Below are 16,418 nucleotides of genomic sequence, written 5' to 3' on the forward strand. Positions count from 1 at the left end.
CCGCGCCGGGCTCCGGGCGGATCTCCTCCATCTCTCGCTGGCCGGGGCGCGCGCGCGCCTCGGCCAGACGCGTTTCCGGCCGCGTTTCCCGGGCCGGGCAAGGCCTTGATGGCGTTTACCGTTTCGACAATGCCGGTTGGAATGGCGGTCGCGGCGCAGTAAGGTCGCGACCGCGCCCGGGCATCGCGCGCGATCAGGAGACGGCACACGCATGGCGGCGAACGCGCGACAGGAGCTCAGAACCCGGAACGCGCCGGCTCCCGGACCCCGCTTCTCGCAGCCGGTACGCCAGATCGTGATGATGCTGATCGTGCTCGGCCTCGTCGCCGCGCTCGCGGTGCTGCTGTTTCCGCAGGTGAAGCCGGTCTTTCTCGCCTCGCCCTGGCTCAACGGCTTCATCGGCTGCGTCTTCGTGATCGGCGTCGCCTCCTGCTTCTGGGAGGTCGGGACGCTCATCGCCTCGGTGAGCTGGATCGAGGGTTTCGCGCTCGACCGGCCGGGGCACGAATTCACCAAGGCGCCCGGCCTGCTCGCCCCGCTCGCCGCGATGCTGAGCGAGCGCCGCGCCCGGCGGGCGCTCACCTCGACCTCGAGCCGCTCGATCCTCGATTCCGTCGCCACCCGGCTCGACGAGCAGCGCGACCTGACGCGCTATCTCATCAACCTGCTGATCTTCCTCGGCCTGCTCGGCACGTTCTACGGGCTCGCGACCGTGGTGCCGCAGGTGGTGAACACGATCCGCAGCCTCGCGCCCGAACCGGGGCAGGACGCGGTCAATGTCTTCGACCGGCTGATGTCGGGGCTCGAGGGACAGCTCGGCGGCATGGGAACCGCCTTCGCCTCGTCGCTGCTCGGCCTCGCGGGCTCGCTCGTCGTCGGCCTGCTCGACCTCTTCACCGGCCACGGGCAGGGCCGCTTCTACCGCGAGCTCGAGGAATGGCTCTCCTCGATCACCAAGGTCGGCCTGCCCGGAATGGAAGGGGACGAGGTCAACGCGGGCAACGTGCTCGCCGTGCTCGAACACACGGCCGGGCAGATCGAGAGCTTGCGCGAGATGATCGAGCGGATGGTGGCACGGGCGGAGGAGAGCGACGCGCGCGTGAGCGCGCTCGCCGAGGCGATGGCCGCGCCCGAGGCGCGCGCGGCGGACCGGGCGGTGATGGAGCGCATCGCCGCGGCGCAGGAGCGCGTCGCGAGCCTCCTGAGCGCGCGCGACGAGGATACCGGGCGGCTCGACGCCGAGACGCGGGCGCGGCTGCGCTCGATCGACACGCAGGTGCTGCGCATTCTCGAGGATCTCTCGGCCGGCCGGCAGGATCTCGTGACCGAGATGCGCCAGGAGCTCGCGACGCTGACCGAGGCGTTGCGCCACCTCGGGCCGCGGAGGCCCTGAGGCGATGGCGCTGCGGGTGCGTGCCAACAAGTTCCACGGGACGATCTGGCCCGGCTTCGTCGATGCGATGGGCGCGCTCCTGATGATCCTCTTCTTCGTGCTCTCGATCTTCATGATCGTGCAATACGTGCTGAAGGACACGATCACCGGCCAGAAGAACGACATCGAGAGCCTCTCCGCCCAGGTCGCGAGCCTCGGCGACGCGCTGGGGCTGGAACGCAGCCGGGCCGACACCCAGACCGCGCTCGTCGCCACGCTGCGCGCGCAGCGCGAGGCGGCCCAGGCGCGGATCGCCGAGCTGATGTCGAGCAACACCGACCTCGGCCAGCAACTCACCGCCGCCGAGCAGGCGCGCGACGCGCGTTCCGCCGAGGTGGCGGGGCTGCGGGACGAGCTCGCCGGCAATTCCGCCGCGCTGACCGCGATGAACATGAAGCTCGAGGAGGAGCGGCGGAAGGCGGAGGAGACGCTGACGCTGCTCGCCGCCGCCGAGGCGGCGCGCGACAAGCTCTCGGCGGAACAGGCGACGACGCTCGACGACGCGCGCAGGAAGGCCGCCGAACTCGCCCAGGCGCGCGCGCTCCTCGCCGACCAGAAGGATGTCTCGGCCGAGGGCCAGCGCCAGATCGCGCTGCTGAACCAGCAGACGGCGCAGCTTCGGGACCAGCTCGCGGCGTTGCAAGGGCTCCTCGACCAGGCCAGGGCCGAGGACGCGGCGAACCAGGTGCAGGTCGAGACGCTCGGGGCCAATCTCAACGCCGCCCTCGCCAAGGTCGCCTCCGAACAGGCCGCCCGCGCCGCGCTCGAGGAGAAGGAGCGCAGGCGGCTCGAGGCCGAGGCGAAGGATCTGGAGCATTACCGCTCCGAATTCTTCGGCCGGATGCGCGACATCCTCGGGTCGCAGGAGGGGGTCGAGGTGGTCGGGGACCGTTTCGTCTTCCCCTCGGAAGTGCTCTTCGCGCCGGGTTCGGCCACGCTCAACGCCGAGGGCCAGGCCCAGGTCGCCCGCGTCGCCGGGGTGATCCGGGGCATCATGAACGACATTCCCTCGGGGATCGACTGGATCCTGCGTGTCGACGGGCATACCGACCGCACTCCGGTCGGCCCCGGCAGCCCGTATCGCGACAACTGGGAGCTCAGCCAGGAACGCGCGCTCTCGGTCGTGCGCTACATGATCGAGGCGGAGGGGATCCCGGCGAACCGGCTCGCCGCCACCGGCTTCGGGGAATTCCAGCCGATCGACACCGGCGACGGCCCGGAGGCGCTGGCGCGCAACCGCCGGATCGAGCTCAAGTTCACGGAGCGCTGAGCCGCGGTCGAGACCGAAGGCGTCTTCTCGCGCGCCGCCGCGAGGGCGACGTCAGGGGGGCGTCCCGGCGGGAGTCGGCGGACATGAAGTTGCGATGGTGACCTGCGTCGGGGCATCGTCGACGGCATCGCGGGATATCAGCGACGTTGCCGGGAGGATAAATGCGACGACCACCAGAAACGATGCCAGCGTCCGGGAAGCGTAATCCGGCTTCACCCTGAATACATTCCTGATATTTTTCCAATGTCCAGAGATGGAGCCTTCATCATTCAGAATATTTGCAATCGCTTCACTTCTGTTCAAGGCTTCCTGAATAGCGCATGACCGATAGTATCGATATCTTTGAGGCTCCAGGACTCCGCCGGCGGCGACCATGTGCCAATCCGCTTCGCATTTGCCGCAGAAATATTTACACAGCATCTGCTCAGCTTGCAGAAAAATGTTAATAGAATATATAAGAATGAAAACAAATGCCAAAAATAGAAATGGAAAAACAATATTGTTTTTCAATACGGATAATACCGTTAGAATCGTGAGGGATATCACGGCCGGCATATAAGAAACCGTAGCGCGAAGCGTTCCAAAATATCGGTAATTTTCCATGCCCACATTGTAAAGATTCTTACATATCTCGACATGGGCGGCTTTGTCGATGGGCATCCGACCCCCCTTTCGCTCGCGGTGACGCGGATGAAATGATACCAAGACGGCGCCTCTTCTTCCACCGGGCCGACCGCGCCCTCGGCGCATGCTCCGACGCGCGGCGGGCGAGGTGCGTTCGGGGCGCGAGGGGTAAGGATCCCAATCCTTAAGGCGCGATTGTGTGCTGCGCCGCGGTGGTCTACGACTTGTCCGTTGCACCGGTCTGACGGGGGATTGTCCATCCATGAAGAACTTCAACAAGATCCTCATCGCCAATCGCGGCGAGATCGCGATCCGCGTGATGCGCGCGGCCAACGAGATGGGGAAGAAGACCGTCGCGGTCTTCGCGGAGGAGGACAAGCTCGGCCTGCACCGGTTCAAGGCGGACGAGGCCTACCGGATCGGCGAGGGGCTGGGTCCGGTCGCGGCCTATCTGTCGATCCCGGAGATCATCCGCGTGGCGAAGATGTCCGGCGCGGATGCGATCCATCCGGGCTACGGGCTGCTCTCGGAGAACCCCGATCTCGTCGATGCCTGCGTCGAGGCCGGGATCACCTTCATCGGGCCGAAGGCCGCGACGATGCGGATGCTGGGCGACAAGGCCAGCGCGCGCAAGGTGGCGATGGCCGCCGGCGTGCCGGTGGTGCCCGCGACCGAGGTGCTGCCCGACGACATGGAGGAAGTGCGCCGGATGGCCGAGGAGGTCGGCTATCCCTTCATGCTCAAGGCCTCCTGGGGCGGCGGCGGCCGCGGCATGCGGCCAATCATGGCCGCCGATGAGCTCGAGGAAAAGGTGCTGGAGGGCCGGCGCGAGGCGCAGAACGCCTTCGGCAACGGCGAGGGCTATCTCGAGAAGCTGATCCAGAACGCGCGCCACGTCGAGGTGCAGATCCTCGGCGACCAGTACGGCCATCTCTACCATCTCTGGGAGCGCGACTGCTCGGTGCAGCGGCGCAACCAGAAGGTCGTCGAGCGCGCCCCCGCGCCCTACCTGAATCAGGCGCAGCGCGAGGAGGTCTGCGGGCTCGCGCTCAAGATCTGCGCGGCGGCCAATTACGAATGCGCGGGCACGGTCGAGTTCCTGATGGACCGCGATTCGGGCAAATTCTACTTCATCGAGGTCAATCCGCGCGTCCAGGTCGAGCATACGGTGACCGAGGAAGTCACCGGAATCGATATCGTGCGCGCGCAGATCATGCTCGCCGAGGGCGCCACCATCGCCGAGGCGACCGGCGCGCCGTCCCAGGCCGACGTGCAACTGCACGGCCACGCGCTGCAGTGCCGCATCACCACCGAGGATCCGCAGAACAACTTCATCCCCGACTACGGCCGGATCACCGCCTATCGCGGCGCGACCGGCATGGGCATCCGGCTCGACGGCGGCACCGCCTATTCCGGCGCGGTGATCACGCGCTACTACGATTCGCTGCTCGAGAAGGTGACGGCCTGGGCGCCGACGCCGGAGGCGGCGATTGCGCGGCTCGACCGGGCGCTCCGGGAGTTCCGGATCCGGGGCGTCTCGACCAACATCGCCTTCGTCGAGAATCTCCTGAAGCACCCGACCTTCCTCGACCTCAGCTACACGACGAAGTTCATCGACACGACACCCGAGCTCTTCCAGTTCGAGAGTCGGCGCGACCGGGCGACGAAGATCCTGACCTACATCGCCGACATCTCGGTCAACGGGCACCCGGAGACGTCGGGCCGGGCGAAGCCGCCGGCCGAGGCGCGGGTGCCGAAGCCGCCGGTGCTCTCGCTGGTGGACAAGCCGAAGGATGGCACGCGGCAGCTTCTGGAGGCGGAGGGTCCCCAGGCCGTCGCGGACTGGATGCTCGCGCAGAAGCGCGTCCTCGTCACCGACACCACGATGCGCGACGCGCACCAGAGCCTGCTCGCGACGCGGATGCGCTCCTACGACATGATCAAGGTGGCGCCGGCCTACGCCGAGATGCTGCCGGAGCTCTTCAGCGTCGAATGCTGGGGGGGCGCGACTTTCGACGTCGCCTACCGCTTCCTGCAGGAATGTCCGTGGCAGCGGCTCAGGGACCTGCGCGCGGCGATGCCGAACCTGATGACGCAGATGCTGCTGCGCGCGTCGAACGGGGTCGGCTACACCAACTATCCCGACAATGTCGTCGTGGCCTTCACGAAACAGGCGGCGGAATCGGGCGTGGACGTGTTCCGCGTCTTCGACTCGCTGAACTGGGTCGAGAACATGCGCGTCGCGATGGAGGCGGTGCTCGGGACCGGCAAGATCCTCGAGGCCTCGATCTGCTACACCGGCGACATCTTCGATCCGGACCGGGCGAAGTACGACCTGAAGTACTACGTCGCCATGGCGAAGGAGCTGAAGGCCGCCGGTACGCATGTGCTCGGGCTGAAGGACATGGCGGGGCTGCTGAAGCCCGCCGCCGCGCGGGTGCTCGTCAAGGCGCTGAAGGAGGAGACCGGGCTTCCGATCCATTTCCACACCCATGACACGAGCGGCGTCGCCGCGGCGACGATCCTCGCCGCCGCCGACGCGGGGGTGGACGCGGTGGACGCGGCGATGGACGCCTTCTCGGGCAGCACCTCGCAGCCCTGCCTCGGCTCGATCGTCGAGGCGCTCCGGCACACCGAGCGCGACACCGGCCTCGACATCGAGGCGATCCGCCGGATCTCGGACTACTGGGAAGCGGTGCGGGGCCAGTATCTCGCCTTCGAGGCCGGGCTGCAGGCGCCGGCCTCGGAAGTCTATCTCCACGAGATGCCGGGCGGCCAGTTCACCAACCTCAAGGCGCAGGCGCGCTCGATGGGGCTCGAGGAACGCTGGCACGAGGTGGCGCATCGCTACGCCGAGGTGAACCGGATGTTCGGCGACATCGTGAAGGTGACGCCGTCCTCGAAGGTCGTGGGCGACATGGCGCTGATGATGGTGGCGCAGGGGCTGAGCCCGGAGGATGTCGAGAATCCCGCGGTGGAGGTGGTCTTCCCCGACAGCGTGGTCGACATGTTCAAGGGCAGCATCGGCCAGCCGCCGGGGGGCTGGCCCGAGGCGCTGCAGCGCAAGATCCTGAAGGGCGAGGCGCCCTCGACCGACCGCCCCGGCGCGGTGATGCCGCCCGCCGATCTCGACACGATGCTCGCGGATCTCAAGGGTCAGGTCGCGGGCGAGGAGATCGACAACGAGGATTTCTGCGGCTACCTGATGTATCCGAAGGTCTTCCTCGACTACATGGCGCGGCACCGCGACTACGGCCCGGTGCGCACGCTGCCGACGCCGGTCTATCTCTACGGGATGGAGCCGAGCCAGGAAATCTCGGCCGAGATCGACCCCGGCAAGACGCTGGAGATCCGGCTGACCGCCTTCGGCGAGACCAACGAGGACGGTGAGGTGCGCGTCTTCTTCGAGCTGAACGGCCAGCCGCGCACGGTGCGGGTGCCGAACCGCAAGATGAAGTCCGCGGCGCCGAAGCGGCCGAAGGCGGAGACCGGCAATCCGGCGCATGTCGCGGCGCCGATGCCCGGCGTGATCGCCACGGTGGCGGTCTCGGTCGGCCTCGCGGTGAAGCCGGGCGACCTGCTCTGCACCATCGAGGCGATGAAGATGGAGACGGGCCTGCACGCGGACAAGGCGGGCAAGGTCAAGGCGCTCCACGTTTCTCCCGGCGCCCAGGTCGATGCCAAGGACCTGCTGATCGAACTCGAACTCGACTGAGTTCCTCTCTCCGCCGGGCGGCGCGCCGTCGCCGCCCGGCGGAGACCGTTTCCGAAAGGCCCCCTCCCATGTCGGCTGCCACCACGCTTCCCGCCGGCGGCGGCGCGGCGTTTCCGCCGGACCTCGAGCTCCGGAGCGGCCGGTCCGTGTGGTCCGCCTACCGCGCGCCGAAGGTTCCGGCGGAGCCGCTGTCGGGGGATATCGCGACCGATGTGCTGGTGGTCGGGATGGGGGTTTCCGGCGCGATGATCGCCGAGGCGCTGACCGACGAGGGCTGGGGCGTCGTGATGATCGACCGGCGCGGTCCGGTCGCGGGATCGACCGCGGCGAGCACCGCGCTCGTCCGCTACGAGATCGACACGCCGCTGACCCGGCTCGCGCGGAGCATCGGGCTCGAGGCGGCGCGGCGGGCCTGGCGGCGGTCGCGGCTCGCGGTGGCGAATCTCGCCGCGCGGATCGACGAGCTCGGGATCCCCTGCGAGATGGCGGCGCGGCCCTCGCTCTATCTCGCCGGGTCGCTGCTCACCGGCTCGGGCCTCAGGACGGAGGCGGAGGCGCGGCGGGCGGCGGGGATCGAGGCGCGCTATCTGACGGCGGGCGAACTGCGCGAGCGTTTCGGGATCGAGCGGGCAGGGGCGATCCTGAGCCCGGCCAACCTCGCGCTCGATCCGCGCAAGCTCGCCTCCGGTCTGATGCGCGCGGCGATCGTGCGGGGCGCGCGCGCCTACGCGCCGGTCGCGGCGGTGGGCTACCGGCAGGCGGTCGGCGGCGTCACCGTCGAGACGGCGGACGGACCGGTCATCTCGGCGAAACACGTCGTGCTCGCGACCGGCTCCGAACTCGACGCGCTGGTCCCCTCCGAGCGGCACGAGATCGTCGCGACCTGGGCGATGGCGACCAGGCCCCAGAAGGCGCGGCTCTGGCCCGGGGCCGCGCTGATCCGCGAGGCCTCCGATCCCTCTCTCCACCTGCGCGCGACGGCGGACGGCCGGGTGATCTGCGGCGGCGAGGAGGAGGCGCTGACCGATCCGGAGGCGCGCGAGGCGCGGACCCTCGCGAAGGCGGCGAAGCTCTCGAGGAAGCTCGCGCGGCTCCTGCCGGGGATCGACCCGACGCCGGACTACGCCTGGTCCGGTTTCCTCGGGGTGAGCGCGACGGGCCTGCCGATGATCTCGCGGCTGCGGGCGCGGCCCCGGATCTACGCGCTGCTCGGCCGCGGCCGCGACGGGATCACCTTCTCGCGCATCGCGGCGGAGCTGATCGCGACCGAGCTGCGCGGGGACCGCGACGCCGACGCCGGGCTGTTCCGCCTGGCCGAGGACTGATCCGCGCCGGAGCGCTTGCCCGGCGCGGGCGGCGTGGCTTACCAACGTGGCAGCACCTGCGAAAGGACCGCGCCGCGCCATGACCACGTCGCCGAAACCGATCAACCTGGCCCTGCAGGGAGGCGGCTCGCACGGCGCGCTGACCTGGGGGGTGCTCGACCGGCTGCTGGAGGATCCGCGGCTCGCGATCCGGGAGGTGAGCGGCACGAGCGCGGGCGCGATGAACGCGGTCGTTCTCGCCGACGGGTTCCAGCGCGCCGGCGCCGAGGGCGCGCGCGCGGCGCTCGGCCGCTTCTGGAAGGCGGTGAGCGACGCGGCGCGCTTCTCGCCGATGCGCCGGAGCCTGTGGGACCGGCTCTGGGGACGCCACAGTCTCGACCATTCGCCGGGCTATCTGATGTTCGAGGGGCTGGGCCGGATCTTCTCGCCCTACGACCTGAACCCGCTCGGCATCAATCCGCTGCGCGACCTGCTGCTCGCGAATGTCGATTTCGGCCGGGTGAACGCCTGCGACCGGATCCGGGTGCATGTGACGGCGACCAACGTGCGGACCGGGCGGGCGCGGGTCTTCTCGCGCGGCGAGGTGACGGCCGATGCGGTGCTCGCCTCCGCCTGCCTGCCGCAGATGAGCCCGGCGGTGGAGATCGACGGCGAGGCCTACTGGGACGGCGGCTTCTCCGGCAATCCGGCGCTCCAGCCGCTGGTCGAGAGCGAACATCCCGACATCCTGCTCGTGCAGATCAACCCGATGATCCGCCACGCGGTGCCGCGCAGCGCGCGAGAGATCATCAACCGCGTGAACGAGATCAGCTTCAACGCGAGCCTGCTGAAGGAATTGCGCGCGCTGAACCTCGTCCAGCGGCTGATGGCGATGGAGGGCGTGGAGCCCGGGGCGAAACGCTCCGCCTTCCTGCATCTCATCCATGTCGACGACGACGTGCAGGATCTCGCGGCGTCGAGCAAGCTGAACGCCGAATGGGATTATCTCGAACTGCTGTTTGACCGTGGCCGCCGCTGGGCCGACACCTGGCTCGCGGCGAATTTCGACGCGCTCGGCGCGCGGTCGACCTTCGATCTCGACGAGCTCTTCGAGGAGCCGAGGCTCCGCCCCGCCGGCACCGTCAGGCTGGTGGAGATGGGCGAGGACCCCGCGCTCAGGTCCGGCGGCCGTTCCGGTCGATGAGCGTGGCGAGCACGGGACGCAGCGCCGGGGCGAGATCCTCGGCGATGAGCCCGGGCCCGACCTCGTTCGCCGCCGCGCCGTGCATCCAGACCGCCGCCGCCGCCGCCTCGAGCGCGGGCATCCCCTGGCCGAGCAGCCCGCCGGCGATCCCGGCCAGCACGTCGCCCGATCCTGCGGTGGCGAGCCAGGGCGGGGCATTGGCATTGATCGCGAGCCGCCCGTCGGGGGCGGCGATCACCGTGTCGGCGCCCTTCAGCACCAGGACCGCGCCGGAGCGTTCCGCCGCCGCCCGCGCGCGTCCGGTCTTGAGCGGCAGCTTCGCGAGATCGGGGAAGAGCCGCGCGAATTCGCCGGCATGGGGCGTCAGCGCCACCGGCGCCGGCCGCGCGGCGATGGCGGAGAAGAGCCGGTCGGGGTCGTCTGCGAACTGGGTCAGCGCGTCGGCGTCGAGCACCAGCGCCGCGGGCGCGGCCAGCGCCGCCTCGGTCAGCGCGCGCGCCTCGGGGCCGAGCCCCATGCCGGGGCCGAGCACGGCGGCGGTGTAGCGGGGATCCGCGAGCAGGGCCGAGAGATCCCCCGGCCCGTCCATCCGCGCCAGCATCACCGCCGTCAGATGCGCGGCGTTGACGAGGAGGGCGGAGCCGGGGCTCGCGAGCGTCACGAGCCCCGCCCCGGCGCGCAGCGCGGCGCCGGCCGCGAGCCGCGCGGCGCCGGTCCGGGTCGCGGGGCCGGAGACGACCGCGACATGGCCGCGCGTATACTTGTGCGCCGCGCCGGTCAGCCGGGGCAGGGCGCGCGCCCAGAGCGCGGGGACGTTCTCGTGGCCGTCGATCCCGGTCTCGGCCAGCACCGCGTCGGCGATGCCGATCTGGGCGAGTTCGAGCGTGCCGCGCAGGCTCCGCCCCGGTTCGAGCAGATGGCCGGGCTTCTTGCGGAAGAAGGTCACGGTGGCCTCGGCCTCGATCACCGGCCCCGTCGGCTGGCCGCTGTCGGCGTCGAGCCCGCTCGGCACGTCGACGGCGAGGACGGGGGCCGGGGCCGCGTTCACCGCCGCGACGATCTCCGCCGCCAGCCCCTCGATCGGCCGGTCGAGCCCGACGCCGAAGAGCGCGTCGATCAGGAGCGCCGCGGCCGGCAGGTCCGGGCCCGCCGGATGGACCGGCCCGGTCCAGCGCGCCGCCGCCAGCGCCGCGTCGCCCCGGAGCCTGTCGCGCGCGCCGAGCAGCGAGAGGCTGACCGGCCGGCCCGCCTCCGCGAGCAGCCGCGCGGCGACGAATCCGTCGCCGCCGTTGTTGCCCGGTCCGCAGAGGACGTGGACGAGCCCGTCGGGGGCCATCGCCTTCGCCGCCTCCGCGACCGCGCGGCCGGCGGCTTCCATGAGCTCGATGCCGGGGATGCCGCCCGCGATCGTCGCCTGGTCGGCGGCGCGCATCCGGGCGGCGCTGAGAATCTCGTGCATCAGATGATCTCCGAACCCGGTGTCAGGCTGCCCGCGGCCCGGGCGCGGGCGGAGGCGTCGGCCTCGGCCCGGCGCAGCGCCGCGCGGCGTTCGCGCTCGGCGACCGCGCGGGCCTCGGCCCCGCCGGCGAACCAGACGAAGGCGGCGATCAGCGCGATGACCGGATTGCCGGTCGCGAGCCCGTAGGCCGCGAAGCCGACCGCGACCGCGCGCCCGACCCAGGCCGCGGCCCAGGTGGCGCGGGCGATCGGCAGCCGCGTCCAGATCAGCGCGCGCAGCACGCGTCCCCCGTCCATCGGAAAGGCCGGGATCAGGTTGAAGACCGCGAGCACCAGGTTCGCCTCGAGCATGGTCTGTGCGAAACCCGCCCCCGGGGGCAGGCCGAGCGCGAGCCAGGCATAGACCCCGCAGGCGATCGCCACGTTGACCGCCGGTCCCGCGAGCGCGACGAGGATTTCCTCGCGCGGGCGGGAGGGCATCGCCTCGAGCAGCGCCAGCCCGCCGATGGGCAGCAGCGTGATGCGCCGCGTGCCGATGCCGAAGCGCCGCGCGGTCAGCGCGTGGCCGTATTCGTGCAGCACGACGCAGAGGAAGAGCCCGAGCACCAGCCCGACGCCGCCCAGCACGCCCGCGAGGCTCCCGGTCCGCTGCCAGGAGAGCCAGCCCACCCAGCCGATCAGCAGGGCGAAGGTCCAGTGCGCGTAGACGTCGATCCCCGCGAAGCGCCCGAGCCTCAGCGCCCTTTTCATCGCAGCTCTCCGATCCGGCCGTTCCCGAAGGGAACCGCTTAGCACACTCCGCCTCGGGAAGGAAAACCGGCCCTCGGGAAAATGTCGCCTCCCCTTCACGGTCGGGTGCTCTATCATGGCCCGCGTCCGCCACCGCGCATGGGGCCTGGAGTGACCGTCCGCAACCTCGAACCCGCCCTCAGACCGCGTTCGATCGCCGTGATCGGCGCGAGCGAGAAGCCGCTCTCCTTCGGGCGGGTCGTGCTCGACAACGTGATCAAGGGGGAATTCCCGGGCGGGATCTGGCCCGTCAGCCGGTCGCGGAGCGAGATCCTCGGGCTGCCCTGCTTTCCCGACGTCGCCTCGCTTCCCGGCGCGCCGGACATCACGGTGATCGCCACCCCGGCGGCGACCGTGCCGGGGCTGATCGACGAGGTGGGCCGGCGCGGCGGGCGGATAGCGGTGGTGATGGGCGTCGGCTTCGACGCCGGGCTGCGCCAGCGGATGCTCGACGCGGCGCGGCCGCATCTGCTGCGCGTCATCGGCCCGTCGAGCGCCGGGCTGATCGTGCCCTCCGCCAAGCTCAACGCGAGCGCGACGCACATGGGCGCGCCGCATGGCCAGATCGCGCTCCTGTCGCAATCCGCCTCGATCGCCTTCTCGCTCCAGGACTGGGCGGCGGCGCGGGGGATCGGCTTCTCCCAGATCGTCACGCTCGGCGAGATGGCCGACGTCGACGTGGGCGACTATCTCGACCTGCTCGCGAGCGACGGGCGCACGCGCGTCATCCTCGTCTATCTCGAGAGCATTCCCTCGCCCCGGAAATTCCTCTCCGCCGCCCGGGCGGTCTCCCGGCTGAAGCCGGTGATCGCGATCAAGGGCGGACGCTCGGCCGCGGCGGCGCGGGCGGCGGCGACGCATACGGGCGTGCTCTCCGGCGCGGATCAGGTGGTCGAGGCGGCGCTGCGCCGCTCGGGCATCCTGCGGGTGCGGGGGCTGTCCGAGATGTTCGCCGCGGCCGAGACCATCGGGCGCTTCCGCCCGCTGCAGCGCGCGCGGCTCGCCATCGTCACCAACGGCGGCGCGGCGGGCGTGCTCGCCGTCGACCGGCTGAGCGAGGTGGCGGGCGAACTCGCCACCCTCGCGCCGGAGACGGTCGCGGCGATCGGGGAGCAGGTGAACGCGCGCTGGAGCGGCTCGAACCCGGCCGACATCAACGGCGACGCCTCGGCCGAGGACTACCTCGCGACGATGCGGGCGCTCGCCGCGGATCCGGGCGTCGACGTGGTGATGGCGATGAACACGCCCTCGGGCCTCGTCTCCTCCTCCGACGTGGCGCGCGCGCTGGCGCGGTCCGTCTCGCGCGGCATGATCGGCGGCAAGCCGGTGATCGCGAGCTGGCTCGGCGGGGCGATGGCGGCGGAGGGGCGCGGCGTCCTGCGCGGCGCGGGCGTCGCCTCCTACGACAATCCCGGCGCGGCGGCGGCGGCGGTGTCGCATCTGACCAACTGGGGCAGGGCCCAGGCCGCGGTCCTGCGCGTGCCCGACCGCGCGGCCGAGGAGGCGCAGCGCGCGACGCCCGAGGATGCCCGCGCCCGGGCCGCCGCGGTCTTCGCCCGGGCCGCCGCCGAGGGCCGGCGCATGCTGACCGAGCCCGAGGCGAAGGCCGTGCTCGCCGCCTACGGCGTGCCGACGCCGGCGACGCGGGTCGCCCGCGATCTCGCCGCCGTGCGCTCCGTCGCGGAGGCGATGCTGCGCGACGCGCCGAAGCTCGTCGTCAAGGTGATCTCGCATCAGGTGGGGCACAAGTCCGAGGTCGGCGGCGTCGTGCTCGGCGTCGTGACCGCCGACGAGGCGGTGGCGGCGGCCGAGGGGATCGCCGACCGGCTCGCCCGGGGCGTGGCGGGGGCCGAGCTCGCCGGGTTCGCGCTGCAGCCGATGATCGACCGGGAGGGCGCGCGGGAGCTGATCCTCGGCGTCTCGCACGACCCGGTCTTCGGCCCGGTGATCCTGTTCGGCGCCGGCGGCGTCGCGGTCGAGGTGGTGCGCGACACCGCCGTGGCGCTGCCGCCGCTCGACGCGGGCCTCGCGGCGGATCTCATCTCCCAGACGCGCGTCTCCCGGCTGCTCGAGGGTTATCGCGGGATGCCGCCCGCGAACGCGGTGGCGATCCAGGGCGCGCTCATCGCGCTCTCGCATCTGATCGAGGACTTTCCCTGCCTGCGCGCGCTCGACGTCAACCCGCTGCTCGCCGACGCGGAGGGGGTGCTGGCGCTCGACGCGCGCATCGAGATCGAACCCGCCGATCTCGACCGGAAGGGGCCGAACCCGGCGCTCGCGATCCGGCCCTATCCGTCGGGCTGGCGGCGGGAGATCCGGCTGCGGGACGGCGGCCACTACCTGTTCCGGCCGATCCTGCCGGTAGATGCGACGCTCTATCCCGAGTTCCACGCGCATCTCTCGGCCGAGGACATCCGCATGCGCTTCCTCGCGCCGAGGCGCTCCTTCAGCCAGACGCACGACCTGCGCCAGACCCAGCTCGACTACGACCGCGAGATGGCCTTCATCGCCATCGCCCCCTCCGGCGAGATGGCGGGCGTCTCGCGCATCAGCAGCGACCCGGACAAGCGCTCGGCCGAATACGCGCTTCTGGTGCGCAGCGACATGAACGGGCGCGGGCTCGGCCGGGCGCTGATGTCGATCCTGATCGAATATGCCCGGGCGGAGGGGCTGGAGCGGCTCGAGGGCATGGTGCTCGCCAACAACCGCGGCATGCGCCGGCTCGTCGAATCGCTCGGCTTCACCATCGAGACGATGCCCGAGGAACCGGAGGTGACGATGACGGAGCTCCGGCTCTGAGCCGCTTTCGCGATTGCGCCGCCCCGGCCTCGGGACTAAAGTCGTAGGCGCCGGACAGGGAGAACGGTCGCGAGACCGTGCCGAAGGAGCAACCGCCCCGGAAACTCTCAGGCCAGTGAACCGCCGGCACCGGAACTCTGGAGAGAGGCGCGGGAGCGTCCGCCGACGGGACAACGATCTCAGGCGAAAGGACAGAGGGGGCGCGAAACCTCCGGAGGAAACTCCGGGCCAGGGGCGCGCCGCGACGCGCGCTCGACGACGAGGAGACGCGATGCCGGGCGACACGACGACTTCCCCCGAAGCCCCGACCTCCGATGCGCTGGCGCGCACGCCGCTTCACGGTCTGCACGTCGCACTCGGCGCGCGGATGGTGCCCTTTGCCGGCTACGAGATGCCGGTCCAGTATCCGGCGGGGATCCTGAAGGAGCATCTCGCCACCCGCGAGGCGGCCGGCCTCTTCGACGTGAGCCACATGGGCCAGTTCTCGCTCCGGCCGAAATCGGGCGCGATGGCCGATCTCGCACGCGCCTTCGAGGCGCTGGTTCCGGTCGATGCGCTGGGGCTCCGGGAGGGGCGGCAGCGCTACGGTTTCCTCACCAACGCGGCGGGCGGGATCGAGGACGACCTGATGTTCGCCAACCGGGGCGACCATTTCCTCGTCGTCGTGAACGCGGCCCGCCGGGCGGCCGACGCGGCGCTGATGGAGGCGGGGCTCGGCGGGGCCTGCGAGGTCGAACCGCTCGACCGCGGGCTCGTCGCGCTGCAGGGGCCGGCGGCGGAGGCGGCGCTCGCCGCGCTCGCGCCCGAGGTCGCGGCGATGCGGTTCACGGATGTCCGGGCGGTGACGCTCGCGGGGACGGAGGCGGTCGTCTCCCGCTCCGGCTATACCGGCGAGGACGGGTTCGAGATCTCCGTGCCCGCCGGGGCGACCGTCGCGCTGGCCGAGGCGCTGCTCGCGCGGCCGGGCGTGGCGCCGGTCGGGCTCGGGGCGCGCGACTCGCTCCGGCTCGAGGCGGGGCTCTGCCTCTACGGCCACGACATCGACGCGGAGACGACGCCGGTCGAGGCGGCGCTCGAATGGGCGATCCAGCCGGCGCGACGGCGCGGGGGCGCGCGCCCCGGCGGGTTCCCCGGCGCGGAGCGGATCCTCGCCGAGATCGAGGGCGGCGCGGCGCGGCGCCGCGTCGGGCTCCGCCCCGAGGGCCGGGCGCCGATGCGCGAGGGGGTGGAGATCACCGAGGGTGGCGCGGTCGTCGGCGCGATCACCTCCGGCGGCTTCGGCCCGAGCCTGAACGCGCCGGTCGCCATGGGCTACGTGCCGACGCGCCTCGCCGCGCCCGGCACGCGGCTCGGCGCGATCCTGCGCGGGAAGGACTTGCCAGTGACCGTTTCCTCGCTTCCTTTCGTCAGGCCCGGCCACAGGCGGGGCTAGTTCCGCGACATGGAGACTCGCATGCTGAAATTCACCGAGGAGCACGAATGGCTGCGCCTGGACGGCGAGGAGGTGACGGTGGGGATCACCGAGCACGCCGCCGAGCAGCTTGGCGATCTCGTCTTCGTCGAACTGCCCGAGGAGGGCGCCACGGTGATCAAGGGCGACGAGGTGGTGACGATCGAGAGCGTGAAGGCCGCGAGCGACATCGCCGCCCCGCTCGACGGCGTGATCACCGAGATCAATCCCGCGATCGTCGCCAATCCCGCCCTCGTCAACGACGATCCGATGGAGGACGGCTGGTTCTTCAAGATGACGCTGGCCGATGTGAGCGATCTCGACTCGCTCATGGACGAGGAAGCCTATCGAGAATACATCGCCTGAGGGGGCG

The 16,418-nt window shown here is 71.1% G+C and carries 11 protein-coding genes and 1 riboswitch; of the genes, 8 read left to right on the forward strand and 3 right to left on the reverse strand.

All coding sequences use genetic code 11. The features are described 5' to 3' along the window. Positions 1-211 precede the first annotated feature (211 nt). Both FJM51_RS02075 and FJM51_RS02080 read left to right on the forward strand, forming a co-directional pair. Entirely contained in the window at positions 212-1,393 is a 1,182-nt protein-coding gene (locus FJM51_RS02075; protein WP_140452436.1) for a biopolymer transporter ExbB, read from the forward strand. Between the two features lie 4 nt (positions 1,394-1,397). Next, positions 1,398-2,702 (forward strand): peptidoglycan -binding protein, encoded by a 1,305-nt coding sequence (locus tag FJM51_RS02080; RefSeq protein ID WP_140452437.1) that lies wholly within the window; start codon positions 1,398-1,400, stop codon positions 2,700-2,702. 51 nt (positions 2,703-2,753) lie between these two features. Here FJM51_RS02080 and FJM51_RS02085 read toward each other — a convergent pair whose 3' ends face one another. Next, a complete protein-coding gene (locus FJM51_RS02085) occupies positions 2,754-3,362 on the reverse strand; it encodes a hypothetical protein (protein ID WP_140452438.1) in 609 nt (202 codons plus the stop codon). A gap of 226 nt (positions 3,363-3,588) precedes the next feature. On the opposite strand from FJM51_RS02085, the gene FJM51_RS02090 reads away from it, so the two are divergent. The 3 genes from FJM51_RS02090 to FJM51_RS02100 all read left to right on the forward strand — a co-directional run bounded on the left by FJM51_RS02090 (position 3,589) and on the right by FJM51_RS02100 (position 9,549). Then, positions 3,589-7,041: a pyruvate carboxylase gene (locus tag FJM51_RS02090; protein WP_140452439.1), complete on the forward strand. Its 3,453-nt coding sequence runs from the start codon at positions 3,589-3,591 to the stop codon at positions 7,039-7,041. A gap of 146 nt (positions 7,042-7,187) precedes the next feature. Beyond that, entirely contained in the window at positions 7,188-8,366 is a 1,179-nt protein-coding gene (locus FJM51_RS02095) for an NAD(P)/FAD-dependent oxidoreductase (RefSeq protein WP_210240185.1), read from the forward strand. A 79-nt stretch (positions 8,367-8,445) separates the two neighbouring features. Next, a complete protein-coding gene (locus FJM51_RS02100; RefSeq protein WP_140452441.1) occupies positions 8,446-9,549 on the forward strand; it encodes a patatin-like phospholipase family protein in 1,104 nt (367 codons plus the stop codon). On the opposite strand, the gene FJM51_RS02105 is transcribed toward FJM51_RS02100, so the two are convergent. Then, positions 9,521-11,008, reverse strand: coding sequence for an NAD(P)H-hydrate dehydratase (locus FJM51_RS02105; protein WP_140452442.1), 1,488 nt, complete (start codon positions 11,006-11,008; stop codon positions 9,521-9,523). The genes FJM51_RS02100 and FJM51_RS02105 overlap by 29 nt on opposite strands. Continuing rightward, the gene (locus FJM51_RS02110; RefSeq protein WP_140452443.1) at positions 11,008-11,757 is read right to left on the reverse strand and encodes a site-2 protease family protein; all 750 of its coding nucleotides are present in this window, start codon (positions 11,755-11,757) and stop codon (positions 11,008-11,010) included. Before FJM51_RS02110 ends, FJM51_RS02105 begins: the two co-directional genes overlap by 1 nt. 150 nt (positions 11,758-11,907) lie before the next feature. Between FJM51_RS02110 and FJM51_RS02115 the strand changes: the two genes are divergently transcribed. The 3 genes from FJM51_RS02115 to gcvH all read left to right on the forward strand — a co-directional run bounded on the left by FJM51_RS02115 (position 11,908) and on the right by gcvH (position 16,411). Continuing rightward, positions 11,908-14,595, forward strand: coding sequence for a bifunctional acetate--CoA ligase family protein/GNAT family N-acetyltransferase (locus tag FJM51_RS02115; RefSeq protein WP_140452444.1), 2,688 nt, complete (start codon positions 11,908-11,910; stop codon positions 14,593-14,595). Positions 14,596-14,722: 127 nt separating this feature from the next. Continuing rightward, positions 14,723-14,800: riboswitch (glycine riboswitch) on the forward strand. A 66-nt stretch (positions 14,801-14,866) separates the two neighbouring features. Beyond that, positions 14,867-16,027 carry a glycine cleavage system aminomethyltransferase GcvT gene (gcvT, locus tag FJM51_RS02120; RefSeq protein WP_140452445.1) on the forward strand — a complete coding sequence of 387 codons (1,161 nt, stop codon included), beginning with the start codon at positions 14,867-14,869 and terminating at the stop codon, positions 16,025-16,027. Between the two features lie 24 nt (positions 16,028-16,051). Next, positions 16,052-16,411 carry a glycine cleavage system protein GcvH gene (gene gcvH / locus FJM51_RS02125; RefSeq protein ID WP_140452532.1) on the forward strand — a complete coding sequence of 120 codons (360 nt, stop codon included), beginning with the start codon at positions 16,052-16,054 and terminating at the stop codon, positions 16,409-16,411. The last annotated feature ends 7 nt before the right edge of the window (positions 16,412-16,418 follow it).

This window comes from Amaricoccus solimangrovi, assembly GCF_006385685.1.
Classification (GTDB): Bacteria; Pseudomonadota; Alphaproteobacteria; order Rhodobacterales; family Rhodobacteraceae; genus Amaricoccus; species Amaricoccus solimangrovi.